The 26,389-nt window shown below is 60.5% G+C and carries 27 protein-coding genes; 8 read left to right on the top strand and 19 right to left on the bottom strand.

What is annotated here, in order from left to right; all coding sequences use genetic code 11:
• Positions 1 to 54 precede the first annotated feature (54 nt).
• The gene (locus tag ACQY1P_RS06270; protein ID WP_430255712.1) at positions 55 to 1,449 is read right to left on the bottom strand and encodes a leucyl aminopeptidase family protein; all 1,395 of its coding nucleotides are present in this window, start codon (positions 1,447 to 1,449) and stop codon (positions 55 to 57) included.
• Between the two features lie 155 nt (positions 1,450 to 1,604).
• Between ACQY1P_RS06270 and ACQY1P_RS06265 the strand changes: the two genes are divergently transcribed.
• Complete coding sequence (locus ACQY1P_RS06265) at positions 1,605 to 2,456, top strand: tetratricopeptide repeat protein (RefSeq protein ID WP_162759428.1); 852 nt, start codon at positions 1,605 to 1,607, stop codon at positions 2,454 to 2,456.
• Positions 2,457 to 2,556: 100 nt separating this feature from the next.
• On the opposite strand, the gene ACQY1P_RS06260 is transcribed toward ACQY1P_RS06265, so the two are convergent.
• The 9 genes from ACQY1P_RS06260 to ACQY1P_RS06220 form a co-directional block, all read right to left on the bottom strand.
• On the bottom strand, positions 2,557 to 3,495 hold the full coding sequence (locus tag ACQY1P_RS06260) for a type II secretion system F family protein (RefSeq protein ID WP_062580105.1): 939 nt from the start codon (positions 3,493 to 3,495) through the stop codon (positions 2,557 to 2,559).
• A gap of 48 nt (positions 3,496 to 3,543) precedes the next feature.
• Positions 3,544 to 4,557, bottom strand: coding sequence for a type II secretion system F family protein (locus tag ACQY1P_RS06255; RefSeq protein ID WP_113166919.1), 1,014 nt, complete (start codon positions 4,555 to 4,557; stop codon positions 3,544 to 3,546).
• Between the two features lie 35 nt (positions 4,558 to 4,592).
• Positions 4,593 to 6,041, bottom strand: coding sequence for a CpaF family protein (locus ACQY1P_RS06250; RefSeq protein WP_430256668.1), 1,449 nt, complete (start codon positions 6,039 to 6,041; stop codon positions 4,593 to 4,595).
• Positions 6,042 to 6,116: 75 nt separating this feature from the next.
• Positions 6,117 to 7,406 carry an AAA family ATPase gene (locus ACQY1P_RS06245; protein ID WP_113166918.1) on the bottom strand — a complete coding sequence of 430 codons (1,290 nt, stop codon included), beginning with the start codon at positions 7,404 to 7,406 and terminating at the stop codon, positions 6,117 to 6,119.
• A 25-nt stretch (positions 7,407 to 7,431) separates the two neighbouring features.
• Positions 7,432 to 8,148 (bottom strand): CpaD family pilus assembly protein, encoded by a 717-nt coding sequence (locus ACQY1P_RS06240; protein ID WP_430255709.1) that lies wholly within the window; start codon positions 8,146 to 8,148, stop codon positions 7,432 to 7,434.
• Between the two features lie 13 nt (positions 8,149 to 8,161).
• Positions 8,162 to 9,718 (bottom strand): type II and III secretion system protein family protein, encoded by a 1,557-nt coding sequence (locus ACQY1P_RS06235; RefSeq protein ID WP_184654230.1) that lies wholly within the window; start codon positions 9,716 to 9,718, stop codon positions 8,162 to 8,164.
• A gap of 13 nt (positions 9,719 to 9,731) precedes the next feature.
• Complete coding sequence (gene cpaB, locus ACQY1P_RS06230) at positions 9,732 to 10,538, bottom strand: Flp pilus assembly protein CpaB (protein ID WP_062454122.1); 807 nt, start codon at positions 10,536 to 10,538, stop codon at positions 9,732 to 9,734.
• Positions 10,539 to 10,657: 119 nt separating this feature from the next.
• A complete protein-coding gene (locus tag ACQY1P_RS06225; RefSeq protein WP_430255707.1) occupies positions 10,658 to 11,176 on the bottom strand; it encodes an A24 family peptidase in 519 nt (172 codons plus the stop codon).
• A 101-nt stretch (positions 11,177 to 11,277) separates the two neighbouring features.
• Positions 11,278 to 11,448: a Flp family type IVb pilin gene (locus tag ACQY1P_RS06220; protein ID WP_062454124.1), complete on the bottom strand. Its 171-nt coding sequence runs from the start codon at positions 11,446 to 11,448 to the stop codon at positions 11,278 to 11,280.
• 415 nt (positions 11,449 to 11,863) lie between these two features.
• Here ACQY1P_RS06220 and ACQY1P_RS06215 point away from each other — a divergent pair, with 415 nt between their 5' ends.
• The 7 genes from ACQY1P_RS06215 (at position 11,864) to ACQY1P_RS06185 (ending at position 17,308) form a co-directional block, all read left to right on the top strand.
• Entirely contained in the window at positions 11,864 to 12,262 is a 399-nt protein-coding gene (locus ACQY1P_RS06215) for a pilus assembly protein N-terminal domain-containing protein (RefSeq protein WP_092664131.1), read from the top strand.
• 157 nt (positions 12,263 to 12,419) lie between these two features.
• Positions 12,420 to 13,073 carry a TadE/TadG family type IV pilus assembly protein gene (locus ACQY1P_RS06210; RefSeq protein WP_062454126.1) on the top strand — a complete coding sequence of 218 codons (654 nt, stop codon included), beginning with the start codon at positions 12,420 to 12,422 and terminating at the stop codon, positions 13,071 to 13,073.
• Positions 13,073 to 13,663, top strand: a complete 591-nt coding sequence (locus ACQY1P_RS06205; RefSeq protein ID WP_092663895.1) for a TadE/TadG family type IV pilus assembly protein — start codon at positions 13,073 to 13,075, stop codon at positions 13,661 to 13,663. The genes ACQY1P_RS06210 and ACQY1P_RS06205 overlap by 1 nt, the downstream gene beginning before the upstream one ends.
• A 114-nt stretch (positions 13,664 to 13,777) precedes the next feature.
• Positions 13,778 to 14,998 (top strand): phosphopentomutase, encoded by a 1,221-nt coding sequence (locus ACQY1P_RS06200; RefSeq protein WP_430255704.1) that lies wholly within the window; start codon positions 13,778 to 13,780, stop codon positions 14,996 to 14,998.
• A complete protein-coding gene (locus ACQY1P_RS06195) occupies positions 14,995 to 15,981 on the top strand; it encodes an adenosine deaminase (protein ID WP_325263803.1) in 987 nt (328 codons plus the stop codon). The genes ACQY1P_RS06200 and ACQY1P_RS06195 overlap by 4 nt, the downstream gene beginning before the upstream one ends.
• A gap of 59 nt (positions 15,982 to 16,040) precedes the next feature.
• A complete protein-coding gene (gene upp / locus ACQY1P_RS06190; RefSeq protein ID WP_062454129.1) occupies positions 16,041 to 16,670 on the top strand; it encodes a uracil phosphoribosyltransferase in 630 nt (209 codons plus the stop codon).
• A 113-nt stretch (positions 16,671 to 16,783) separates the two neighbouring features.
• On the top strand, positions 16,784 to 17,308 hold the full coding sequence (locus tag ACQY1P_RS06185) for a TIGR02281 family clan AA aspartic protease (RefSeq protein WP_184654340.1): 525 nt from the start codon (positions 16,784 to 16,786) through the stop codon (positions 17,306 to 17,308).
• A 3-nt stretch (positions 17,309 to 17,311) separates the two neighbouring features.
• Here the strand turns inward: ACQY1P_RS06185 and deoA are convergent, their stop codons facing one another.
• The 9 genes from deoA to msrA all read right to left on the bottom strand — a co-directional run bounded on the left by deoA (position 17,312) and on the right by msrA (position 26,372).
• Entirely contained in the window at positions 17,312 to 18,622 is a 1,311-nt protein-coding gene (gene deoA / locus ACQY1P_RS06180; RefSeq protein WP_430255703.1) for a thymidine phosphorylase, read from the bottom strand.
• A 5-nt stretch (positions 18,623 to 18,627) separates the two neighbouring features.
• Complete coding sequence (deoC, locus tag ACQY1P_RS06175) at positions 18,628 to 19,398, bottom strand: deoxyribose-phosphate aldolase (RefSeq protein ID WP_430255701.1); 771 nt, start codon at positions 19,396 to 19,398, stop codon at positions 18,628 to 18,630.
• Between the two features lie 112 nt (positions 19,399 to 19,510).
• Positions 19,511 to 20,299: a purine-nucleoside phosphorylase gene (locus tag ACQY1P_RS06170; protein WP_062454133.1), complete on the bottom strand. Its 789-nt coding sequence runs from the start codon at positions 20,297 to 20,299 to the stop codon at positions 19,511 to 19,513.
• Complete coding sequence (locus ACQY1P_RS06165; RefSeq protein ID WP_062454134.1) at positions 20,296 to 20,700, bottom strand: cytidine deaminase; 405 nt, start codon at positions 20,698 to 20,700, stop codon at positions 20,296 to 20,298. Before ACQY1P_RS06165 ends, ACQY1P_RS06170 begins: the two co-directional genes overlap by 4 nt.
• Positions 20,701 to 20,705: 5 nt before the next feature.
• The gene (locus ACQY1P_RS06160; RefSeq protein ID WP_062454135.1) at positions 20,706 to 21,677 is read right to left on the bottom strand and encodes an ABC transporter permease; all 972 of its coding nucleotides are present in this window, start codon (positions 21,675 to 21,677) and stop codon (positions 20,706 to 20,708) included.
• 4 nt (positions 21,678 to 21,681) lie between these two features.
• Positions 21,682 to 22,800, bottom strand: coding sequence for an ABC transporter permease (locus ACQY1P_RS06155; protein WP_430255700.1), 1,119 nt, complete (start codon positions 22,798 to 22,800; stop codon positions 21,682 to 21,684).
• A 76-nt stretch (positions 22,801 to 22,876) separates the two neighbouring features.
• A complete protein-coding gene (locus tag ACQY1P_RS06150; RefSeq protein WP_430255698.1) occupies positions 22,877 to 24,397 on the bottom strand; it encodes an ABC transporter ATP-binding protein in 1,521 nt (506 codons plus the stop codon).
• Between the two features lie 78 nt (positions 24,398 to 24,475).
• A complete protein-coding gene (locus ACQY1P_RS06145) occupies positions 24,476 to 25,468 on the bottom strand; it encodes a BMP family lipoprotein (RefSeq protein ID WP_062580101.1) in 993 nt (330 codons plus the stop codon).
• 253 nt (positions 25,469 to 25,721) lie between these two features.
• The gene (gene msrA / locus ACQY1P_RS06140; protein WP_430255696.1) at positions 25,722 to 26,372 is read right to left on the bottom strand and encodes a peptide-methionine (S)-S-oxide reductase MsrA; all 651 of its coding nucleotides are present in this window, start codon (positions 26,370 to 26,372) and stop codon (positions 25,722 to 25,724) included.
• Between the last annotated feature and the right edge of the window lie 17 nt (positions 26,373 to 26,389).

Genomic DNA, 26,389 nt, shown 5'->3' with positions numbered 1-26,389 from the left:
GTCGCGTCCATCTTAGGTGCGAGATCTTACCGCTTCGTTTGATGCCCCGCGATCTTACCTCGCCGCCATGTCCTTGATGACCTTGTAGAGCGCCCGGATCGCGAATGCTTCGCCGCCGACGGAGGCATGCGGCTTGTCCGCTGCAACCCAGGCATAGATATCGAAATGCACCCAGCTCTTTGCGGCCGTGACGAAGCGTTTGAGAAACAGCGCCGCGGTAATCGCACCGGCCATGCCACCGGAAGGCGCGTTCGTGATGTCGGCGGCGCGAGACCGGATGTCCTTGTCGTAGCCCATCCACAAAGGCAGTCGCCACATCGGATCCGCCTGCGAGCCTGCTGCTGCCGTAAGTTTGGCTGAGAGCGCCTCGTCGTCGGTGAAATAGGGGGCGAGTTCTGTGCCGAGCGCGACGCGTGCGGCACCCGTCAGCGTCGCCATGTCGATCAGCAGGTCCGGCGGGGTCTCGTCCGCATAGGCGAGCGCGTCGGCCAGCACGAGCCGGCCTTCCGCATCGGTATTGTCGATCTGGACGGTGATGCCCTTGCGGCTCTTGTAGATGTCGCCGGGACGGAAGGCGTTGGATGAGATCGAGTTTTCAACCGCGGGCACCAGAACCTGAAGATCGATCGCCAGGCCTGCATCCATGATCATCAACGCAAGACCCATGACATTGGCGGCACCGCCCATGTCCTTCTTCATCAGCGCCATGTTGGCGGCGCCCTTGATGTCGAGACCGCCGGTATCGAAGCACACGCCCTTGCCGACCAGCGTGACCCGCGGATCGCCCTTTTTGCCCCAGCGCATCTCGAGGAGACGCGGCTGCGAGGCGCTGGCGCGACCGACCGTGTGGATGAGCGGGAAGTTCTGTGTCAGCAGGTCATCACCGACGATCGTGGTGACGGTTGCGCCGTACTGCGCGCCGAGCGCCCGGAAGGCTGCGTCCAGTTCGTCCGGCCCCATCTCGTTGGTCGGGATGTTGACGAGATCGCGGGCGAGGAACACACCGGCAAGCTGGCGCTCGAGATCTGCCGCATCCGCAGAAGCTCCAATGGCGAGGCGGACATCCTTCGACTTTTCAGTCTTGTAACGGCTGAAGCAATAGCTGCCGAGACCAAAACCGAGCGCGAACTGCTCGGGCGATACGCCCTCGCCTTCCAGATGCCAATCACCTGGCGGAAGCAGCTTTGACAGCTTCCCCGCGATGAAGGGTTGCTCCGACGGGTTCTTGCCCAGTCCGAACACCGCGCCGGCGACGCCGCCGTCCTTGCCCGGCAGCAAGGTGAATGCGCCGGCTTCGGCCTTGAAGCCTGCAGCCTTCGCCCAGTCGGTGACCGCCGCGTCGAGACGACCGTTCTCCAGATCCGCGGGCGTGACGGCGTGGACGGGCCGGGTCGTAGCGCCCTTCTGGCTGAACAATACTGGACGGACGGTATGCTGGTATGGGGTCATGGCAACCTTCGCAAGGATCTGGAAACGTTCATTTTAACGGATCGTTAGGGTTAACAGTTTATTCCTGTCTTTCAAATGTGTTCGCAAAGCGCCGACGACAATCGGCTGCTAGACCGGACGACGATTGAACGACGCCCCCAACGAGATCGCCATCGATGACTGCATCTGTCGCCACCCCGTCTCGCTCGTCCCGGCTGTTCGCGCTCGCGCCGCTTGCGCAGGCAACCGCGATCGTTCTTCTGGCACTGTCTGTGACGGGGTGTACCACGAGCAAGCGCGATACGCTGACGACGGGCTCGATTCCCCAGAGGATCTCCGCTGCGCCGCTGGATGGCATGAACGCAAGCGAACTCGCTGAAGCGGAACGCTCCATCGGCGCTGCTTATGTCAAGAACCCGAGCAACAAGGATATCGGCCTGCGCTACGCCAACGTTCTCGGCATGACCGGCAAGAACACCCAGGCACTCGCCGTAATGCAGCAGGTGGCGATTGCGCATCCTGCAGACCGCGATGTCCTTTCCGCCTATGGCAAGGCACAGGCAGGTGCCGGCCAGCTCGAACAGGCACTGACAACGATCAACCGCGCGCAGACGCCTGACCATCCCGACTGGCGCCTCTATTCGGCGGAAGGTGCCGTTCTCGATCAGCTCGGCCGCTCGCAGGAAGCTCGCGCGAAATATCGCCAGGCCCTGAACACACGGCCGAACGAGCCGACCGTCATGTCCAACCTCGGCATGTCCTACGTTCTCTCCGGCGATCTGAAGACTGCCGAAAGCTACATGAAGAACGCCTCGCAGCAGCCGGGTGCCGACAGCCGCGTTCGCCAGAACCTGGCGCTTGTCGTCGGTCTGCAGGGCCGCTTCGCAGAGGCAGAGGGCATTGCCCGCCGGGAACTTTCCCAGCAGCAGGCCGATGCCAACGTGACCTACCTGCGCTCCATACTCTCCCAGCAGAACTCCTGGCGCAAACTCGCCGACAGCGACAAGGGCACGACGGCGGTCAACTGATCCAGCCGGTTTCGACAATTCCAGCGAAACAGAACCGCCATTTCCATCGGGATGGCGGTTTTTGCTTTTGAGCCAATGAGGGCGGTTCTCAGGCTGCCGGTCAGAACCGGTCCGAGACCTGGATGCCGGCCGGGCCGAGGATAACGGCGATGAGGACCGGCAGGAAGAACAGGATCATCGGGACGGTCAGCTTCGGCGGAAGAGCCGCCGCCTTCTTTTCTGCATCGTTCATGCGTTCGTCACGGCCTTCCTGAGCCAGAACGCGCAGAGCCTGGGCGATCGGCGTACCATATCGTTCGGCCTGGATCAGCGCCTGCGCCACCGCCTTGACGATATCAAGCTGAGTGCGGATGCCGAGGTTTTCGAGAGCCGTGCGCCGATCCTGAAGGAAGGACAGCTCCGCCGTGGTCAACACCAGTTCTTCCGCCAGTTCAGGCGATTGGGTGCCGATCTCCTCGGCCGCCCGGCGCATGGAGGCTTCGATCGAGATCCCTGACTCGACGCAGATCAGCATCAGGTCGAGCGAATCGGGCCAGGCTCTCTTGATCGAATGCTGCCGCTTTTTCATACGGTTGGAAATATAGATGTTGGGAGCGTAGAAGCCCAGATAGCCGAACCCGATGGCCGCCAGCATGCGGATGGCAATCGGTTTGGATTCCAGATTGCCAAGCACGAAGATCCACACCGCGGCTGCTGCGAGGAAGCAGAACGGCAGGATGAAACGCGCCGCCAGGAACAAGTTGAGGGCGTTCTGGGTGCGCAGACCTGCGGCGCGCAGCTTGTTCACCGTATTGGCATCGACAAGCGCTTCGCGCAGATTGAACCGGTCGACGATGTGACTTGCAGAGCGGTTGTTCTGGGTGCGCAGCGATGCCTTCGACAGATCGTTCATTCGCGCGCGCTCACGGGCGCGGATTGCGTCGCGCTCGGTCGAAACCGCTTTCATGCGCTTGTCGAGCGTTCCCTTTTCCATGAAGGGGATCGCCAGCGTGTAGCAGGTCGCAAACACTGCGACGGCGACCAGAAGCGCAAACAACATGGCCGGATCGGTTAAAGTGGCGGCGAGATCCTTCACGTGCGGTTCTCCTCAGATCTCGAAGTTGATCATGTTGCGCATCACGAAAATTCCGATGCCCATCCAGACTGCGGAGAAGAGCATGATGATATGGCCGCGTGGGTCTGTAAAAAGGATCGATATGTAGTCCGGCGAGGTCAGATAGACGAGCGTCGACACGACGAAGGGCAATGAGCCGATGATCCACGCGGAAGCCTTGGCTTCCATCGACAGCGCCTTCACCTTGGCCTTCATCTTCTTGCGCTCGCGCAGGACGCGCGAAAGATTGCCGATCGCTTCGGAAAGATTGCCGCCAGCCTGGCTCTGGATGGCGATGACGATGGCGAAAAAGTTGACTTCCGAAAGCGGCATCGTCTGCAGCATGCGTGCGCAGGCTTCGGGGATGCTGAGGCCGATCTGCTGGGAGTCCACCACGCGCCGGAACTCGGTCTTGACCGGCTCCTGACCATCCGACGCGATCAGCCGGATGGCATCATTGAGAGGCAGTCCCGACTTGATCGAGCGAACCATGACATCCAGCGAATTGGCGAACTCGTCCAGGAACTTGGCCTGACGGCGTTTGATCAGGAAACCGACGACCCAGCGCGGAAACCCAAGGCTCGCCGCAAACGCGGCACCGGTGGCGCCAAGCAGCGGCAAGCCGGCGATCAACGTCACCAGAAAGACGAAAAGTCCGAACACGGCGCTGTAGACGTAGAAGCGTGGGACGGTGAGAGACAGACCGGTCTGCGGCAGCCGCGCCTTCAGGCTGCGGTCGCCCATCTTCTTGTTTTTTTCCTGCTGCTGCTTTTCGAGGTCCTTGAGACTGTCCTGGACCGACTTGCGGCGCTTGGAAAGCTCCTGGACCCGATCCCGCGATGCCTTCATGCGGGTCAGGTCGGTTTCCGCACTCTTGACCCGGCTCAACCGCGCATCGGTCTTTTTCTCGACCTCGATGCGGGAAAACAGCAGCGCATAGCAGACCGCACCGGCGGCTACGGCCGCCAGAGCGATGATCAACACAACGGTCATATCCAGTCCGAACATCCGTCGCTCCCCCGAGACCTATCTCTGATCCGCTCTCAAGATTTTACCATTTCCATCGCGTCGAGAGCTGCCGCCAGACGGCGCTCCTCGCCGAAGTAGCGTGCGCGATCCCAGAAATGCGGCTTGGCAATACCGGTCGATGCGTGGCGGCCGATCAGGCGACCATTGGCATCCTCGCCTTCGATTTCGTAGCGCATCAGGTCCTGGGTGACGATCACGTCGCCTTCCATGCCGATCACCTCGGTAATCTGGGTGATGCGGCGGGAACCGTCGCGCAGACGTGCCGCCTGGATGATGATGTCGACCGATCCGGTGATGATCTCGCGAACGGTCTTAGCCGGCAGGGTGAAGCCGCCCATGGCGATCATCGATTCCATACGGCTCAGGCATTCGCGTGGCGTGTTGGAGTGGATCGTTCCCATCGAGCCGTCGTGACCGGTGTTCATTGCCTGCAACAGGTCGAAGACTTCAGGTCCGCGCACTTCGCCGACGATGATGCGTTCCGGGCGCATACGCAGGCAGTTCTTGACGAGGTCGCGCATGGTGATCTCGCCCTCACCTTCGATGTTCGGCGGCCGGGTTTCAAGACGCACGACATGCGGCTGCTGCAATTGCAGTTCGGCCGTATCCTCGCAGGTGATGACGCGCTCGTCCTTGTCGATATAGCTCGTCAGGCAGTTCAAAAGCGTGGTCTTGCCCGAACCGGTACCACCGGAAATGACGACGTTGCAGCGGACGCGGCCGATGATCTGCAGAACAGTTGCACCTTCAGGCGTAATCGCTCCGAACTTGACCAGCTGATCGAGCGTCAGCTTGTCCTTCTTGAACTTGCGGATGGTGAGGGCAGGCCCGTCGAGCGCCAGTGGCGGCGCGATGACGTTGACGCGCGAACCGTCCGGCAGACGGGCGTCGCAGATCGGCGAGCTTTCGTCGACGCGGCGGCCGACCTGGCTGACGATGCGCTGGCAGATCGACAGGAGCTGCGCGTTGTCGCGGAAGCGGATCTCCGACTCGATCGTCTTGCCGCCGACTTCGATAAAGGTCTGGCCAGCGCCGTTGACCATGATATCGGCGATGTCGTCGCGGGCCAGAAGCGGCTCCAGCGGACCATAGCCCAGCACATCGTTGCAGATGTCCTCGAGCAGTTCCTCCTGCTCGGAAATCGACATCGCGAAATTCTTGATCGTGATGATGTCGTTGACGATATCGCGGATTTCCTCGCGCGCGCTCTCGGCATCGAGCTTGGCAAGTTGCGACAGATCGATCGTATCGATAAGTGCTGAGAAAACCTGGCTCTTGGTATCGTAATACTGTTCGGTGCGGGCCTGGCGACGACGGCCGGCGGCCGGTGGCGCAAGCGGTGGCGGTGCGACGGCTTGCCGTACTCCGCCTGTATCGCGCACGGGCTCGGCCAGAATCTCCGGTGCTGTGGATTTCATGGTCGATTGCGGCGTCATGGCAGGCGGCGCAGAGACGGGCGGCATCAAGCCGACGCTCTTCCCAGAACCTTCGTTTCCGCGCTTTCCAAACATGATTCGATCCAGTCCCTAAACGTCTGACTATTTGCGGCCGAGAATTTGCATGACCTTGCCGAGACCGCCCTTTTTCGCCTTCTTCATGGCCACCCGACCGGTGACGATGTGAGCGATCTGCGAGAAGGTTTCGGCCATCGGAGATTTTGCGTCGATCTCCGAGATCATCCGACCGCTGTTTGCGGCATTGCCGAACAACTGCGCATCGAAAGGCAGGATGGCGATCGGTTCGATTTCAAGCGGCTCGACGAAATCGGCAGGCGCAATCTCCGGGCGCTTCGGCATGCCGACCTGGTTGAGGATGAGATGCGGAGCGCGGTCGTTGGGACGCAGCTTCTTCAGCGCATCGATCATGTTCTTGGTGTTGCGCAGGTTGGCAAGGTCGGGAGCCGCACAGATGACCACCTCGTCCACCGACGCGAGAACCGAACGGGTCCATTCCGACCAGCCATGCGGGATATCGAGAACAGCCACGGGCGCCGAGCGCTGCAGGACCTCGATGATCGGCTGGAAAGCCATGCTGTCGAAATCATAGGCCCGGTCGAGCAGCGAGGGGGCGGCCAGAAGCGAGAGGTGTTCGGAGCATTTGGTCAGGAGGCGATCGAGAAAAACTTCGTCGAGGCGCTCGGGTGCAAACACCGCTTCGGCAATACCCTGGGCCGGATCCTGATCGAAATCGATATTGGCGGTCCCGAACGGCAGGTCGAGATCGGCAAGAATGGTTTCGGTGGAGAACAGGCTGGAAATGCCGAATGCGCAGTTATGCGCAATGGTCGATGCACCGACGCCACCCTTGGCGCCGACAAAGGCGATCGAACGGCCCAGAGGTTCGGCTTCCGGATCGACGAAAATGGCCGAAATCGATGCCAGCATGTCCGCCATCTCGACAGGACCGACAAGATATTCCGATATGCCGTTGCGGATCAGTTCGCGATAAAGCGGGATATCGTTATAGCGCCCGATGACGATCACACGGGTCGACGGGTCGCAGACTTCCGCAAGCGGTGTCAGCTCGTGCAGCAGGTTTCTTGGCTCCGCATCGGTCTCGAGAATGACCAGATTCGGGGTTGGTGACGACGCAAACATGTTGGCGGCTGCAGCAACGCTGCCGCTTGTGACACGCAGATTGACCTTTGCCATGCGCCGGTCGCGGCCCATGCGGTCCATCATCCGCTGCATGGTGTCGCTTTCGCAAAAGGCGTGGATGGAAATGCGCGGCAGGGGCCGCAGGGCCTCCATGTCGCCGTTCCGCTCCGGCTCGGCGCCCGAGATGTCCTCCTGGCCGGAACCGCGAATTTCGTAGTTGATCGCGCTCATGGTTCTCTCCGGTTCAAGGCCGCCGTCAGTTGCCGTTGATGTTGATCGTCGTGCCGCTGCCACTGTCGCTGCTTGTCGTCTCGCCGCGGTAACTGCGGATCACACCGGCGCGCTGCGTGGCATCGATCGGCGTCATTCCGCGTGGAGCAATCAGGTCCGACGGGTTGGCGATCTGGGCGGCCAGATTGTTTTGCGAGGCGCAGCCGAAATTGTACCAGTTGCTGTTGTTGTAGGTATCGTTCGACAGGTCTGCCGGCCATTTGCCGCACTGGCCGGTCATCGCCTTTGTCGTGACGAAGGAAAGCCGGATCGGGGCCGCATCGCCGGTCGGCGAGGCTCCATAGCTCGTCATCAGGATGCGCTGCGGCTTGATGCCGTTGGCGATCAGGGTGCGGCGAACGTCGCCAGCCAGATGCGATGCTGCACCGGCATTGTAGGAGCCCTGCGGCACCTGGACCTGGATCAGACCGGCAGGCGAGGCCACGAACCGCTGCGCAAAACCCTTGACCGTATCTCGAAGGCCGATTGTCAGGCGGACATCGCCCGATCCGATCGGGATATCCAACGAGGATTCACCCTCTGCCAGCACGATGGGATGGCGGGTTCTGTAGTCGTCCGGAATCGAGCCGGTCGTCATGTTGTTGCCGCAGGAGGACAAAAGCGCGGCAAGCGCCGCAATGCCCAGGGCAGACTGGATTTGGCGACGCTTTGCAGCGGAGGCCGATGTCGATGTGATGGTCATGATCGATCCCCGCTCACTTGTAGATGAAGCCGACGGAGCCATGATACTGGCTGCCACCGCTTTTGGCCGGTTCATTGCGGCCGTAGATCTTGTTGACGCGGTTCAGGAAGAAGGAAGCCGCGTCGTTCTCAGGATTGAAATTGTCATCCGGGCGAGCGATCTCGTTGCGGGCCACCGGCCTCACGAGATAGGGCGTCGCGATGATGACGAGTTCGGTCTCGTTGCGGATGAAGTCCTTGCTGCGGAACAGCGTACCGAACACCGGAACCTTGGAGATGCCCGGGAAGCCCGACATCGCCTGGCGGACGTTATCCTGGACAAGACCTGCAATGACGATCGAGCCGCCGGAGGGAAGCTCGACCGTCGTCGACGCTTCGCGCTTGCGGATCGACATGTAGGTGTTGCCGGGAACACGCAGGTCCAAGTCGTTGCCCGTCGTTGCGGAACCCTCGTAGGTTGGTTCCGAAACGTTGGTTTCGATATTCAGACTGATACGGCCAGGTGACAAAACGACCGGCTTGAAATTCAGTTCGATGCCATAGTCCACTGACTGAACTGTTCGCGATACGGTCGTCCCTCCATCCTCTTTGCTGACCTCCTGGTCCGCCGGAAGACGGTACTCGCCTCCAACGTAAAATTTGGCCTGCTGGCCCGAAATTGCAGTCAGGCTTGGTTCAGCAAGCGTCCGCATGACGCCGGCTTGTTCCATTGCATTCATGTAGGTCGAAATGCTTGCGGCACCGATGGACCCCGCGAGGCCGCCCGAACCGAAGGTGTTGACCGCATTGCCGAGGTTGGTTGGATTGGCGAAGTTGATCGCCCCCTTGTTGCCGCTGATCGAGCCGTTGAAACCGAGCTGTTTCAGAACCTGACGGCTGACTTCGGCGACGGTGACTTTGAGCGTGACCTGGTCTTCTCCCTCGATCGTCAGCAGGTTGACGATCTGCGACTGCTGGCGGTTTTCGGCGAAGATATCCGCGTCGCCGTTATTGCCCTGTGCGGTGATGTTGCGGGTGGTTGCTTCACCGCCCTTGAGGAAGGCGCGCGCGAGCTTTTCCGCCTGCGACGAATCCTGCGGCGTGCGCACCGTGCCCGACAGCACGATGTTGTCGGAGATGATCTCGACCTTGATGTCGGATTCCGGCAGGAACCGGCGAAGGTTCTGCTGCAGACCGGAGATGTCGCGTTCGATCTCTACGTCGAGACTGACGATCTCCTCGCCGTTCGGGCCGAACACAAAGATATTGGTCTGGCCGACGGTCTTCCCGAACAGGTAGATGCGGCGCGAGGTTCGCGTGACCGCATCGGCAAGCGAAGGATCTGCGACCAGGATGTCGTGCGCATCGGCCGGGAGATCGACAACCAGCGCCTTGTTCAAACCGAGTTGGACACGGCGTTTCACGCCAGGGCCGCCTTCGGTGATGCGGATAAGGTTGGCATCGGAAGCGGCGACTGCATCGCGGACCGACAGACCGACCGGCGCGTATCCGCCTGGAAAGCCCGATACCGACAGGCAGAGGGCTATCCCGGCGACCGAGGACCTACGAATTCTGGCTCTTAGCTTGCTCATGTGCCCGCCCCGTTCACTTCGTCTGCTGTGAGGCAGAACTTTTGACGATCGCCCCTGATTTGATGACCTGGACCTCTGCCTTGCCGCCGCCATGCAGCAGATAATCTGCTGCAACCGTATCGGCTTCCTGGGCATCCGCGACCGAACGGAGAGCAAGCGTCAGGCGCTCTGCCATCTGCTGCGCCACCGTGATGATCTTTGCCTGATCGGGGGTCAGTTCCAGCGTGGCGGTCGTTCCGACCACCGACTTGCTGCCATCCGGCGCCTCCTGGATCTGCTGGTCGATCGCGAGCACCCGGACGTTGTTGAGGACGTTTTCGGTGATGAAATTGCCGCTGTCCTTGTTCTCGCGCACCATGATCACGTCGACGCGGTCATTGGGGAGCACGAAGCCGCCAGCCCCGGTGGCGACGGAAATTTCGGTCGCGACAGCGCGCTTTCCGGACGGAAGCAGCGAGGACATGATTCGGCTGGAGGAGTCTGCAATCTTCTCGGCGCGGATTGGCTCGCCCTTGAAGATCGGCAGGCGAACGACAGAGCCGGCGACATCGGCGATGGCATCCGGCCGGGCGTCGCTCGTGATAAAGCCTTCGACGACGCTGCCGTTCGGCCACTCTACCCACTGGACCGACTTGTCATTGAGCCGGCTGCCGACGGGAATGTTCTCAGCCGAAACGAGAACTTTCGTCGTCGGCTCCCGCTGGATGACCGTCTCGACGAGGTCCGGGCCCTTCTGACCAGTAAGGCGCATCGCCAGCAGGCCGGCAAGACCTGCCGCTACAACTGCGACTGCGAGAATCATAAGACGAGCGGGCTTCATGAGCTTCCTCGGAGGAATACAAATCAATCCTCGAGAGCATGCGCCGGAATGGTGTAATTATGGTTAATAGGAAGCTTACGATTTGGGTTAACGCAATGTTACCCTGCCGTGCGCGTCGATTAGCTTGCGGCCAGAAGCACAAGATCGACGACAGGCGACTGCTGGAAGGTCAAGTAGCCGCCGATCGCGATCGCGATACCATAGGGAATCTTGCTTTCTGTCACCAGCGAAGCCGGCAGGCGTATCCCCATTGCCATTGCTGTATTGGCGTTTGCTCTCAACAGCAGGAAGATGAGTGTAATAAATCCGCCGACGAAGGCGACGGTGACCAGAAACGAAATCAGGGCGGGCGTAAAGCCGAACCAGATTGCCGTTGCCGTCAGAAGCTTGGCATCGCCGCCACCCATCACGTTCATCGCAAACAGCATGAAGCACACAGCAAACACGGCGGAAGCTGCGGCAATACTCATCCCATAGTCCGCCCATCCAAGACCGACCAGCGGTGCGAAGACGAGAAACGAAACGAGGATAGCGGCAGACAGCTTGTTCGGGATCTTCATGGTGAAAAGATCGCTGATGGCAGCGAGCGCAAGACAGAATGGAACGATCAAGGTTACAATGACAACCATTTCAAGCATCCTTTTGGCGCCGCGTCCCTCGATCTTATGTATCAAGGCCTAAAGCTGTAAACCGCCCCTGGTGGGGCGGTCTACACATAGACATCACGGTTCTTAAGAACTTACTGCTGGTTCAGCTTGGTAGCGAGGTTCTTGAACTGGTTGTTCAGAGCGCCGCCGAGCGTGGTCGCACCGGCGATCAGGGCCACGGAAATGAGAGCTGCGATGAGGCCATACTCGATGGCGGTCGCACCAGACTCATCCTTCATAAAACGAGCAAAAATCTTGGACATGGAATCTCCTATTCCCACCTACGGTTCAGCACTTACCGACAACTGTTTTCCGCTGTTCGGATAACCCAAACTAACCCCAGACGATTGCTATCGACTTAACGAAGAACCTTTCCAAAGTGTTACCCCCCCTGATACGGCACATTGGGTAAACAACCCACCAACAGCATCATTCAAATCGAAAACTGCGTCCCCGAACATTATATTTACCTAATAAAATATCATAAACATGCGGATATGGGATATTTGCAGCCGCATTTTTGCACGGAAATGCCGCTCTTGCTCCTGTCATCATTAGTTAACGTTTCGGAAAGCTCAGCCTCGAGATATTTACTTAAGGCTTCATTCACCATTCCACGCCATCTTTGAGACACGACTGTTCATCGATTCAAAGGCCACCACGATGGTTGTGCGCAAAATGCTCGTTGCCTTCGCATGCCTTTGCGGCATTGCCACAAGCCTCAGCGGCCCGGCATTGGCGCAGGAAGACGGCCTTGTGCGCGTGTTCATGAATCACGCGCGGGTGCTGAAACTGGATAGGCCAGTGGCCAAGGTGATTGTTGGCAACGCGGAAGTCGCCGACGCGACCGTGGCCGACCCGACAACCATCGTCTTGACGGGCCGTGCGTTTGGAACGACCAATCTCGTCCTGCTCGATGAGGACGGCAATGCAATTGCCGACGAACGTATTCTCGTCTCCATTGACGAAGGCAATACGGTTCGCGTGTACCGTCAGACCGAGCGCTCTGTTCTCTCCTGCACGCCCAACTGCGAGCAGCATGTGGAATTCAAGAATACGGCTGGTGCAACGCCCTGACGGCCTTGATCTGACACGACGCCAGACATAAAATTGCCCAGCTGCGTCGCCCGACCTGCTCTACGTGGACACAGGTGCCTAAACTCTAATCCCATTCGGCAACGGAATATCAATATTCCCCTCCTAGTATCGCGGCTCGAATGGACCGGGGGCGGCAATGCATCAGAACGATAGGCACACTGACGGCGCTGGCGCGTCGCGCGTGCCGGCGACGCACTCTCGGCGTCCATGGCGCCGGTTCAGCCGGTCCACGGATGGTGCCGCGGCGATCGAATTTGCGCTCCTGGCCATCCCCTATTTCGTGATCGTCTTTGCCATCATCGAAACCTTTGTTGCCTTCGCCGGCGAGCAACTGGTTGCCAATGCCGTCGACACGATGGCCCGCAAGATCAGAACAGGCAACATCACCTACGCTCTCGGCCGTCCCGGCACCGATATGGACCGGACGAAATTCCGGACCGCGTTCTGCGGCGAGATTGCGATCCTGATCAAATGCGATGCATCGGAAATCGCGACCCCGAACAAGCTCTGGCTCGACGTTCGCACCTTTACGACCTTCTCAGCGATCCCGAAGACAGTGCCCCGGACACCCGCAAACACGACATTCGGCGAACTGGATACGGCCTCCATCAACTACTATTCGCCGGGCGGGCCAAAGACCGTCAATATGCTGAGGGCCTATTACAAATGGGAGGTCATCACCGATCTGGTGCGGCCCTACATAACCAATGTCCGGCCAACCAACGGGACACGGCCCAACTACTTCCTGATCGTCGAAACGGCTGCATTCCAGAACGAGGACTATCCGTGATGGCGACCCCAACAACCAGGCGGGCTGCACAGACCGGATGGCTCTGCCGCTTCAGGGCATTGATCCTTGACACGAAGGGCGCGGGCGCCGTCGAGTTCGCGTTGATCGTGCCGCTTCTGATCTTTCTCTACATCACGGCATTCGAGCTGACGATTGCGCTCAGTGTCTCCAAGCGAACCGCGAGTTCCGCAAGCACGATTGCCGACATTACGACCCAGCAGGCGAGCGTGACCCCGACGTGGCTTGCCACAATGAAGGATGTGACGGGCAGCATCTTTGCGCCCTACGCGCCGCAGAACCTGAGCCTGAAGATCACCGGCGTGCAGCTGGACGCAAACAGCAATCCGACCGTTGCCTGGTCGTGGGATCAGTCTAACGGCAAGCCGTACGCAGTGGGCAGCACCGTCAACGTTCCGAGCGACATGCGCACAGCCAGCACGTTTCTGGTGCGTACAGAGCTATCGGTTACGCACAAGTTGCTGATGATCATGCCGGGACTGCTTCCACCTCAGCTCCAGACGATCACGCTCAGCCGCCAGTACTACTACCGTCAACGCGTCGGAACCAGTATCGACTGTAACGGCTGCTGACGCGGTCCTCTGCTTCCCCTTTGCCAACATGATCGCGCGACTATATGTATCGCCATCCGGGCAGGTGATTTGTGTCACTTGTCCGCACAGGCGATTTCAATTTCCGGGTGACAGATGGCACGGGCCTTCCTCTTCGTTCTCGATTCCTTCGGCGTCGGCGGCGGCCAGGATGCGCAGGCGTATAATGACCTTGGCTCCAACACGTTCGGCCATATTGCCGAATTCTGTGCCGCCGGTGCCGCGGACCGAGCCGGCTTGAGGCAGGGACCGCTCAGCCTTCCGAATATGTCCTCGCTCGGCCTGCTCGAAATCGCAAAGCTTGCCAGCGGCGACTACCCGATCGGCATGCAGCGGCCCGAACGCGTCTTCGGCCTTCACGGCGCGGCAAACGAACTGTCGCTCGGCAAGGACACGCCGTCGGGACATTGGGAAATCGCCGGCACGCCGGTCACCTTCGACTGGGGTTATTTCCCGATCGAGGGGGATGCGTTTTCGCCCGAACTCGTCGAGGCGATCTGCCGCGAAGCCGATATCCCTGGCATTCTCGGCAACTGCCATGCTTCGGGCACAGACATCATCGCAAAACTCGGAGAAGAGCATGTCCGGACGGGCAAGCCGATCTGCTATACGTCCAGCGACAGCGTCTTCCAGATCGCCGCGCACGAGACCCATTTCGGGCTGGAGCGGTTGTTGAAGCTGTGCGAGACCGTGCGGACGCTGCTCGATCCCTTGAATATCGGAAGGGTAATTGCCCGACCATTCACTGGCGACACGCCGGAGACGTTCGAGCGAACCGGCAACCGGCGCGACTATTCAGTGCTGCCGCCGGAGCCGACATTGCTCGACCGGCTGGTTTCGGCGGGCCGAACCGTCCACGCCGTCGGCAAGATCGGTGATATCTTCGCGCACCAGGGCATCAGCCGCGTGATCAAGGCAAACGGCAACCACGCCCTGATGGATGCGACGCTCGACACGATGGCGCAAGCCGAGCAAGGCGATCTCGTCTTCACCAACTTCGTCGATTTCGACATGCTCTACGGACACCGTCGCGACGTCGCGGGCTATGCGGCCGCTCTCGAAGAGTTCGACCGGTCTCTTCCGGAAGTGCATCGCCGCCTCCAGCCGGGCGATATGGTGATCATCACCGCCGACCACGGCTGCGATCCGACCTGGCGCGGCACCGACCACACACGCGAGCGGGTGCCGATCATCGCGTTCGGTCCCGGCATTCGCTCCCGCTCGATCGGGCTTCGGCCGACTTTCGCCGATATCGGTGAGACAGTCGCTGCCCATCTCCGCATTCCCGCCGGAAGACACGGATGGAGTTTTCTGTGACGAAGAACTTTGTAAAGGCCGAGATCCACTGCCACATCGAAGGTGCCACGCCGCCGCATCTGGCACGGGCGCAAGCCCAGAAATACGGCGTGGACATCGCCCCTCTCCTCTCCGGTGACACCTATACCTGGAAGGATTTTTCCGAGTTCATCCTGAGCTACGACGCCATCGCCTCGTTGTTCCGAACAGAAGCCGACTATGCGCTGCTGACGGAGACCTATCTCTGCGAGCTTGCCGCCTGCAACACGATTTACAGCGAGATCATCGTATCGCCTGATCATGGCGACCGCATCGGGCTCGGTGCCGACGCCTATCTCGCCGGTATCTGTGACGGGATCCATGCCGCGAAGGAAAAGACCGGGATCGAGACACGCATCATCGTGACCGGCGAGCGGCATTTCGGCCCTGACAGCGTGATTGCCGCCGCGGAATACGCTGCCCGATGCTGCAACCCGCTCATCACAGGCTTCAACATGGCCGGTGAGGAACGCATGGGTCGTGTCGCGGATTATGCGCGCGCATTCGATATTGCCCGCGACGCAGGGCTGGGCCTGACGATCCATGCCGGCGAAGTCTGCGGGGCATTCAGCGTGTCCGACGCGCTCGATCTCGTGCGTCCATCGCGGATAGGCCACGGTGTACGCGCCATCGAAGATCCCGCTCTGGTCGAGCGGCTGGTCGAGCTCGGAACCGTGCTGGAAGTCTGCCCCGGTTCGAATATCGCGCTGCAGGTCTTTCCGGATTTCGAGAGCCATCCCCTAAAAGCCCTGAAGGCTGCTGGTGTGCGGGTCTGCATCAATTCCGATGACCCGCCGTTCTTCAAGACTTCGCTTGCCCGGGAATACGACATTGCGGCGGAGGTCATGGGTTTTAGCGAAGCCGAAATCGATGCCATGACCCGTGTCGCGATAGAGGCGGCTTTTGTGGACGAGGCGACCCGCGCCGCGCTGCTTGCCAGGTTTGACGCTACAGCGGCACAATGACGACTTGCGCGCGAGACCATTTTCCCGGATGAAGACACGGATAACAGAGAGGTAAAACCATGGACGGCGTGACTGTCATCGATCATCCGCTGGTGCAGCACAAGCTGACCATCATGCGCAAGAAGGAAACCTCGACGGCCGGCTTCCGGCGGCTGTTGCGCGAGATTTCCATGCTTCTCTGCTATGAAGTGACGCGCGATCTCGACCTGACCATGGAGACGATCGAGACGCCGCTGACGCAGATGCAGGCGCCCGTCGTCGAAGGCAAGAAGCTCGTGTTCGTTTCCATCCTGCGCGCCGGCAACGGCCTTCTGGAGGGAATGCTCGAGCTGGTGCCATCGGCCCGTGTCTCGCATATCGGCCTCTACCGAGACCATGACACGCTGCAGCCAGTGGAATACTATTTCAAGGCGCCTGAAAATCTCGATGAGCGATTGCTGATTGTCGTTGATCCGATGCTCGCGACGGGCAATTCCGCGATCGCCGCGATCGAAAAGCTGAAGGAGCGTGGCGCGAAAAACATCCGCTTCCTGTGCCTTCTTGCAGCCCCGGAAGGTCTCAAGAATTTCCAGGACGCGCATCCCGACGTGAAGATCTATACGGCTTCGATCGACAGCCACCTCAATGAAAAGGGCTACATCATGCCCGGCCTCGGCGACGCTGGTGACCGGATGTACGGCACGAAGTAACGCAGTTCAGACTTTGCTTACCTAGATTTCATGGCAATGGCCTGCGAAGCTTTTCGCGGGCCATTTTTTCATTGTCCTTTGCTACCTTCAAGGCGAACTCGCAAAGGATGACCATGCTTCTGCGCACCCTTGTTTTCGCTGGCCTCGCAGCTCTGCTTGCAACGCAGATCCCGGCGGTGATGACGCTTGTTGATCGCGTGCCGGAGCCTGCGAGCGGCACTGCGGAAACGCCGAGCTCTGCGAAGGCCCAACCCGCTTCCGTGTCCCCCGGCCGGGTGAGGCTGTCGGCCGATGGCAGAGGCCATTTCAGCGGCCAGTTCCGGATCAACGGCAAGACGGTGGAAGGGCTGGTCGACACCGGCGCATCGGCAGTCACCATCAACGAAAGCACGGCCCGCAAGCTGGGCTTCGGGGTCAACAGTCTCGATTTCCGGTATCAGATGAATACGGCGAACGGGAAGACAGACGGCGCCCGCATCATCCTCGATCGCATCGAGATCGGCAATGTCCGGGTCAGACAGGTCGATGCCTTCGTGCTGCGCGACGAAGCGCTTTCCAGCACGCTGATCGGCATGACCTTCCTGAAGAAACTGAAATCCTTCCAGGTCGAAGATGGAAGCCTGACGCTGATCCCTTAGCGATTACTCGACCCGGCCGAGAATGACCGGCGGTAGGACAGGCGCTTCATCAGACACTGAATAGCAGGCGGTGACGTCGGCTGCTGCTCGCGCTGCACCTTCTTCCGTTGCTGCATGGAGCATAGCGATCGGGTGCCCTTTTGAGACCTTGGTGCCAAGCGGGAGAATGGCATCGATGCCGACGCGATGGTCGATCGCGTCTCCGGCACGGCGCCTGCCGCCGCCAAGCTCCACCACCGCCATGCCGAGTGCGCGCGTTTCGCAGGTGGCGAGAAAGCCATCGGCAGGAGCGAGGACCGGGCGAATGACTGGCGCCTCCGCAAGATAGACATCCGGCCTATCGCAGAAATCTGCCGGACCGCCCAGCGCATGGGCCATACGAGCAAAGCGTTCCAGGGCTGCACCGGATGCCAGTGCCCGTCGCGCAACCTCTTCAGCCTCTGTGATGGTCGCAACGAGATTGCTGAGAACCAGCATTTCCGCGGTTTCGGCGATCACGACGCTTTCCAGTCGCGTCCCTGCTTTCTCTCCCTTGAGGACCGCGAGACAGTTTCTGATCTCCAGCGCGTTTCCGGCAGCATCGGCAAGCGGCTGGTTCATATCCGTCAAAAGAGCCACAGTCTTCAGGCCTGCGCCATTGGCGACATCGACCAGCGAGCGCGCGAGAAGCTCAGCCTCGTCCTTTGACCGCATGAAGGCACCGCTGCCGACTTTCACGTCGAGGACCAGAGTTTCGAGACCGGCTGCGAGCTTTTTCGAGAGGATCGAAGCGGTGATCAGAGAGATGGCCTCGACCGTCGCGGTGACGTCGCGGATCGCATAGAGCCTGCGATCGGCCGGTGCCAGTTCCTGGGTCTGGCCGACGATGGCGCAACCGATATCCCTGACGATGGCACGCAGGCGCGTTTCATCCGGCATCACGTCGTAACCGGGTATCGACTCGAGCTTGTCGAGCGTGCCGCCGGTATGGCCAAGGCCGCGACCGGAGATCATCGGAACGGCAAGCCCGCAGGCGGCCGAGAGCGGGGCCAGCATCAGCGAGACGTTGTCGCCGACGCCGCCGGTCGAATGCTTGTCGGCCACCGGTCGCCCGGCATCCGACCATTGCAGAACACGACCGGAATCGCGCATCGCCAGCGTCAGCGCAATCGTTTCGTCCCGCGACATGCCCCTGAAAAACACGGCCATGGCGAAGGCTGCAACCTGTCCCTCGGAGATCGTCTCATCCGTCATCGCCGCGATGAATGCGGCGATGTCACCCGATGACAGAACCTCGCCATCGCGTTTGCGACGGATGATCTCCTGCGGGATCATGGCGCCTAGTAGCCGGTGGAAGCGCGGGATGCGGGTGCGCCGCTCAACACGCCGAGGATATCGTCGAGAAGGCTGGAGGCACCGAAGCGGAATGTCGATGGCATGAGCCAGTTCGGGCCCATGGTCGATTCGGCAAGCCGGAGGTAGAGATCCGCATCCGCCACCGTGCTGATGCCACCGGCCGGCTTGAAGCCGATGCGCTTCTTGGAGGCGCGGATGGCCCGCAGCATGCTATCGGCCGCTTCCAGTGTCGCGTTGACGGAAACCTTGCCGGTGGAAGTCTTGATGAAATCGGCACCGGCAGCGATCGCGAGTTCCGAGCCGCGTCCCACAAGCGATGCGTCCTTCAGTTCCCCGGTCTCGAGAATGACCTTGAGGCAGGATTGCGGGCAGGCTGCGCGCACGGCCTCGACCATGTCGGTCACCGCCTGCTCGTCGCCCGCCATCAGCTTGCGATAGGGAATGACCAGATCGATCTCGTCGGCGCCATCTTCCACCGCCTGTCGGGTCTCCTCGACCACGGAGGCAACCGGCAGGTCACCACTCGGAAAATTCACCACCGTGGCAATGCGAACCTTGTGACCGTGTCCCAGGATTCCGCGCGCATAGGCGACAAAGCGCGGCCAGATGCAGATTGCGGCCGCGGCCCCATACGGGGTCTGCGCCCGCGCGCACAATGTCTCGATCGCGGCATCGTCGCAGTCGTCGCGCAGGTTCGTAAGGTCAAGAAGCGAGAGCGCAAAGGATGCTGCTTCGCGTGGACTATGCAGTTCCATGATCTGCCTCCCTTAAAGAGCGGACATATTTATCGTTGAAAGGATTATATGCAAGCCGTCGGGAAGCGTGCGGTCGCCGGCGGACAGCTATCCAGCTGAATTGAAACGGGAATCAGGCCAGCATTTCCTTGAGGACGGCAGCCAGCCGCTGGCCGCCGACCGGTGCCATATCCTTGGTTTCATCGTGGCTGAGTTCGGCACCCGTCATTCCTGCGCCGAAATTCGTGATCACGGACGCTGCTGCGACCTTCATACCGAAATAGCGGGCGAGGATGACTTCCGGCACGGTGGACATGCCGACGGCATCGGCGCCGAGCGTTCGTGCCATGCGAATTTCCGCAGGCGTTTCGAAGCTCGGGCCTGAGAACCACATGTAGACGCCGGAAAACAGCGGAATGCCGGCTCGTATCGCGGCATTGCGCATATCCAGCGTCAGGCCCGCATCATAGGCCGAGGTCATGCCGACGAAGCGCTGGTCGCCGCGTTCGCCGATCAACGGGTTCATGCCGGAATAGTTGATGTGATCGGAGATCTGCATGACCGAACCCGGCGGCATGTCTTCCCGGAGCGAGCCTGCGGAATTGGTGAGGATCATGGTCTGGACACCCAACCCGCGCATGACCTCGATCGGAAAGCGCATCGCCTTGGCATCGCCGTGCTCGTAATAGTGGGCACGGCCGGACAGCATGATCACAGGCTCTTCGCCGAGGTACCCGGCAACCAGTTCGCCGGCATGGCCCGTGACGCCGCTGACGGGAAAGCCCTCCAGCATCGTATAGGGAATACGAACCTGATCGCGGACTTCCTCCACCAGCGTTCCGAGGCCGGAGCCCAGCACGATCGCATGGCGCGGAATGAGGCCGTCCAGCCGATCGACGAGCAGATCGATGACGTCTCTCATCCGATCGTATCCGTCTCAAAGGCGTAGGGCAGAAGTTCTGCCATAGTCACGGTCTTCTGCACGCCGGCGTCATCGCAGAGATAGATGAGCGTATCGGCAGAGGCGAATTCGGAGATCTTCTGGCGACAGCCGCCGCAGGGCGTGCAGAGCGGAAGCTTTTCGGCAATCACCGCAAGCGACTTCACCTTCTTGCCGCCGCCCATGATCATGGCGCCGATTGCAGTTGGTTCGGCACACCAGCCTTGAGGGAAGGACAGGTTCTCGATATTGGCGCCGAGATAGACCTTGCCGTCATCGGCAAGGATGGCAGCGCCGACCGGGAACTTGGAATAGGGCGCATGCGCTTTCGACATGGCATCGCGGGCAGCTTCGAACAGGTCGTGTGGCGAAAATTCGGACATCGCGATTAGCGCTCCTTGGTATAGGGGACACCGCCGGCCTTGGGCGGGCGGGCAATCCCGATAAAGCCGGCGAGTAGTACGCAGGTGAGGATATAGGGCAGCGCCTGGAAAATCTGCACCGGCACCTCGCCGATCAGCGGAAGCGACTTGCCCTGCATGAAATTCGCGAAGGCATCGAGGAAGCCGAACAGCAGGCAGGCGAACATGACCGGCACCGGTTTCCACTTGGCGAAGATGAGCGCCGCAAGCGCGATATAGCCCTTGCCGGCCGACATGTTGTTGATGAAGGCCGCCGACTGCGCGATCGCGAGATAAGTACCGGCAAAGCCTGCGAGGAAGCCTGTGACGATCAACGCCCTGTAGCGCAGCCAGCTGACCGAGATGCCGGCCGTATCGACCGCACCGGGATTTTCACCGACGGCACGAAGACGAAGGCCGAAGCGCGTACGGTAGAGGATCCACCACGACAGCGGCACCATCAGGAAGGCGATGTAGGTCAGGATATTGTGGCCCGAGATCACGTTCGCATAGAGCGGACCGATGATCGGCACCTCACGCATCATGTCTGCGCCGGGTAGGGTGATGCTGGAGAAGCGGCCGGATGCCGGAACCTGTCCCGTGCGTCCGCCCTGGCTGAACCAGGCCTGGCCGAGCACGATGGTGAGGCCCGCCGCGATGAAGTTCAGCGCCACGCCGGAGACGATCTGGTTGCCACGATTGGTGATCGAGGCAAAGCCGTGCAGCATGGAGAAGAGGATGGCGGTGACGATGCCCGCGCCCAGTCCCGCCCAGGCATTGCCGGTGTAATAGGCGACGCAGGCCGAGGCGAATGCCGATACCAGCATCTTGCCTTCAAGCCCGATGTCGAAAATACCGGCGCGCTCGGAAAACAGGCCAGCGAGTGCAGTAAACAGCAGTGGGATCGACAGGCGGATCGCAGAACCGAGAATGCTGATGAAAACTTCGAAATAATCCATGCGCCTATCTCCCCCCTGCCGGTGATCGGGCAAACTGCTGGTAGGCACGCACGATGGCCGGTCGAAGCATATATTCGAGCGCTCCGGCAAACAGGATGACCATGCCCTGGATGACGACGATCATGTCGCGCGTGATCGCCGGCATGTCGAACGAAAGCTCGGCACCGCCCTGATAGAGGATGCCGAACAGGAGCGCGGAAAGAACGATGCCGGCCGGGTGGTTGCGTCCCATCAGGGATACCGCGATGCCAACAAAGCCGGCGCCGCCGACAAATTCGATCTGCAGACGGGCGGATGCCCCCATGACCGGGTTCAGCGCCATCATGCCGGCAAGGCCTCCGGAGATCAGCATCGTGATCATGACGATCTTCGAATACCCGATACCGGCATAGCTTGCGGCAGAGGGGCTGATGCCGAGCGTGCGCATTTCATAGCCGAGCTTGGTGCGCCAGATCAGAACCCAAACGAGGAAGCACATGATGAGTGCGATCAGGAACGAGAAGTTGAGCGGAGCCGCACCGAGCTTGCCGCCGAACATGGCGATCAGCCAATCGAGCTTGGGCAACTGGCCGCCCGGCAAAAACGTGCGGCTTTCCGGCGCCATCTTCCCGGGCACGATCAGCATGTGAACCAGCACGTAGTTCATCAGCGACGACACGATGAAATTGAACATGATGGTGGTGATGACGATGTGGCTGCCGCGCTTTGCCTGAAGCCAGGCAGGGATGGCGGCGCAGGCGGCACCGAAGAGCGCTGCCCCGACCACCGCAAACGGCATCGTCACATACCAGGGAACATAGGCATCGAGCGAGAGCGCCACCAGCGCAGCGCCCAGACCACCGAGATAGGCCTGGCCTTCCGAGCCGATGTTGAACAGGCCCGAATGGATGGCGACTGCGACCGACAGGCCGGTGAAGATGAAGCTCGTGGTGTAAAACAGGGTGAAGCCGATGCCTTCGCCGCGGCCAAGCGCACCGACCAGAAGCAGCTGCAGCGCTTCGAACGGGTTTTCGCCGATCGCCCACACCACGATGCCGGAAAAGAAGAAGGCGAGCGCGAGGTTGATCAGCGGGATGACGCCGTAATTGATCCAGCCAGGCAGGGGCACGGATGCGGTGCTCATGCGCCCTCTCCCTTCCGGTCGTTTGCAGGGAGAAGCCCAGGCATCGTAAACTCCAAAAATATCATTCCCGGCCGGATCATGCTGCGATCCCGGCCATCATCAGGCCCAGTGTCTGCTCAGCCGCCTCGCCCGACTTTTCACCGACGACCTTGCCGGCAAACATGACAAGGATGCGGTCCGACAGGGAGCGGATCTCGTCGAGTTCGACCGAGACCAGAAGCACGGCCTTGCCGGCATCGCGCGTATCGATGATGCGCTTGTGGATGAACTCGATCGCGCCGATATCGACGCCGCGGGTGGGCTGGCCAATGATCAGCACATCCGGATCGCGCTCGATCTCGCGGGCGACGACGATCTTCTGCTGGTTGCCACCGGAGAAATTGGCGGTCTTCAACCGCGCATTCGGGGGGCGGATGTCGTATTTGACGATCTGTTCCTCGGCCTGCTTGCGGATCGCGTCGAGATCCAGCATCGCACCGCCATAGCGGCGATCGCGATGATAGCCCAAGATGGAGTTCTCATATTCCTCGAATTTGAGGACGAGGCCCATATGATGGCGGTCTTCCGGAATGTGCGCGAGGCCGAGCGCGCGCAATATGGCGGGATCTGAACCGGCAATCGACTGGCCGTTGACGATGATCTCGCCGGAGGACGGCTTGCGGATGCCGGCGATGGCCTCCAGCAGTTCCGACTGGCCGTTTCCAGCGACACCGGCAATGCCGACGATCTCGCCGGCGCGGACTTCGAACGACACGTCGTCGACCATCGTCACGCCGCGGCTATCCTTGACGGTGAGGTTCTTGACCGACAGCAGAACCTTGCCCGGATCGGCCGCGCCCTTTTCGACACGCAACAGAACCCGGCGACCGACCATCAGTTCGGCGAGTTCCTCGACGGTCGTGTCGGCAGTCTTGCGTGTGGCCACGATCTCGCCTCGGCGCATGACGGAGACCGTATCGGTGATCGCCATGATCTCGCGCAGCTTGTGGGTGATGAGAATGATCGTCTTGCCCTGGTCGCGCAGCACGCGCAGGACCTTGAACAGGTGGTCCGCCTCGGGCGGTGTCAACACTCCGGTCGGCTCGTCGAGAATGAGGATTTCGGCGCCGCGATAGAGAGCCTTCAGGATCTCGACACGCTGCTGGCGACCGACGGGCAATTCCTCGATGACCGCATCAGGATCGACGTCGAGGCCGTAATCGTCCTCCAGACGCTTCAGCTCCTTGCGGGCGCTGGCCACGCCGCGGCGCAGCAACTGGCCTCCCTCGGCGCCCAGCATGACGTTCTCGAGCACCGTGAAATTTTCAACCAGCATGAAGTGCTGGTGCACCATGCCGATGCCCGACGAGATCGCGGCCTGGCTGTCGCGGATCGTCACCGGCTTGCCGGAGATGCGAATCTCGCCCTCATCGGCCTGATAGAATCCGTAGAGGATCGACATCAGCGTCGACTTACCGGCGCCGTTTTCGCCGATAATGCCGTGGATCGAGCCTTTGGCAACCGTGAGGTTGATGTTCTTGTTCGCATGCACAGCGCCAAACTTCTTGTCGATCCCGACAAGTTCGATCGCCGGCTCTTTCGCAGGTTCGAAGCTCAATGATCCGCCCTTCCACTGGATATACAAAAAGGGCGCATGACGACATCGATCGCCATGCGCCCTTTGATGGTTACCTGCTTACATCGGGCAGGCGTTGTCCGACATGTAGTCGTGAACCTTGACGGTGCCGGCAATGATGTCAGCCTTGGCCTTGTCGACGGCTGCCTGCATTTCAGGGGTGATCAGCGACTTGTTGCTGTCGTCGATCGCAGCCGAAACGCCGTCTTCCTTGACGCCGAGCGACTGGATGCCGGCCGTGAACTTGTCGTCCTTCAGATCCTTGTAGGCATTGTAGACAGCCAGATCGACGCGCTTGACCATCGAGGTCAGGACCGAACCCGGATGAAGGTGGTTCTGGTTGCTGTCGACGCCGATCGAGAACTTCTTGTTGTCGGCCGCCGTCTGAAGCACGCCAAGACCGGTCGCACCTGCTGCCGCGTAAACGACGTCGGCACCCTGATCGATCTGGTTCTTGGTGAGCTCGCCACCGCGAACCGGGTCGTTCCAGGCAGCGCCGGTCGTGCCGGTCATGTTCTGGAACACCTGCGCATCAGGCTTTGCTGCCTTGACGCCCTGGGCATAGCCGCAACCGAACTTGCGGATCAGCGGAATATCCATGCCGCCGATGAAGCCGACCTTGCCGGTCTTCGAGGCGAGGCCTGCGAGAACGCCGACGAGATACGAGCCTTCCTCTTCCTTGTAGAGAACGGAACGCACGTTCTTCAGGTCAACGACGGAATCGACGATGACGAACTTGGTGTCCGGGAATTCCGCGGCAACCTTCTCCATCGCCGAAGTCCAGGCAAAGGAAACGGCGACGACCGGGTTATATCCGCGGCTTGCGAAGTTGCGGATAGCCTGCTCGCCCTGCGTATCGTCCTTCGGCTCGAAGTCGCGATAGTCGGTGCCGGTTTCCTTTTTGAACTGCTCGGCGCCGGCATAGGCTGCTTCGTTGAACGATTTGTCGAACTTGCCGCCGGTGCCATAGACGAGCGCCGGCTTGACTTCAGCGGCGATCGCTGTCGACGACAGCGCGGCCACGGCGACGAGGCTCAAAAGTGTTTTTTTCATCATTCAGCCCTGTTTTTTTAAGTTAGGTCCTCCCGCAGCGCCTCACAAAGGTATCGCTCACGGTCACCTGCCCCCCTCTTCGAAGGCTTGGCTGTCGAATACTCTTGCATGGGTGTTGGAAAATTTCACGAGATTTTTTTCGTTTGGTAAAAAACCACAGGCAGGTCTCAACCCTGCTCAAGGCTTCACCAAATTCGCGCGGGCGTCGCTCAAATCCATAGCGGCCTGGGATGATTTTAGGCAGCCAGCCCGGCTAGGCGACGGGACAGCTCACACCTGTTCCGCGCAAGCCGCAATAGCCGCCGGGGTTCTTCGCCAGATACTGCTGATGGCACTCCTCGGCGTAGTAGTAATTGCCAATCGGCGCGATCTCGGTCGTGATCGAGACGTCACGCCCCGCAGCAGTCAATGCAGCCTGAAACGCGGCAAGCGCCTTGCCGGCCGCAACCACCTGCTCTGCCGACGTGGTATAGAGCGCGGACCGATAGGTCGTGCCGATATCATTGCCCTGCCGCATCCCTTGCGTCGGATCGTGCTCCTCGAAAAACAGCTTCAGAAGCTGACGGTAGGAGACGATCTCCGGATCGAACACGACTTTCACGATTTCCGCGTGACCGGTCAGCCCGGTTGTTGTCTCGTGATAGGTCGGGTTCGGGGTTAAGCCGCCCGCGAAGCCGACCGAGGTGACATGAACGCCCGGGATTTGCCAGAACAGCCGCTCGGCGCCCCAGAAGCAACCCATGCCGAAATACGCCACATCCAGACCTTCCGGATAGGGTTCCTTCAGCGCGCGGCCGTTGACGAAATGATGGTCCGACGTTGCGACCGGTGTCTCTCTGCCGGGCAGGGCCTTTTCGACCGATGGCATGACAGTTTTCTTGCTGAACATATCGATCAAGAACATTTCAACCTCCCGAGTGA

The organism is Neorhizobium sp. DAR64872/K0K18, assembly GCF_050500175.1.
Lineage (GTDB): Bacteria > Pseudomonadota > Alphaproteobacteria > Rhizobiales > Rhizobiaceae > Neorhizobium > Neorhizobium soli.
The sequence above is the reverse complement of the archived record's forward strand: the minus strand, read 5'-3'. Positions and strand labels throughout refer to the sequence as shown.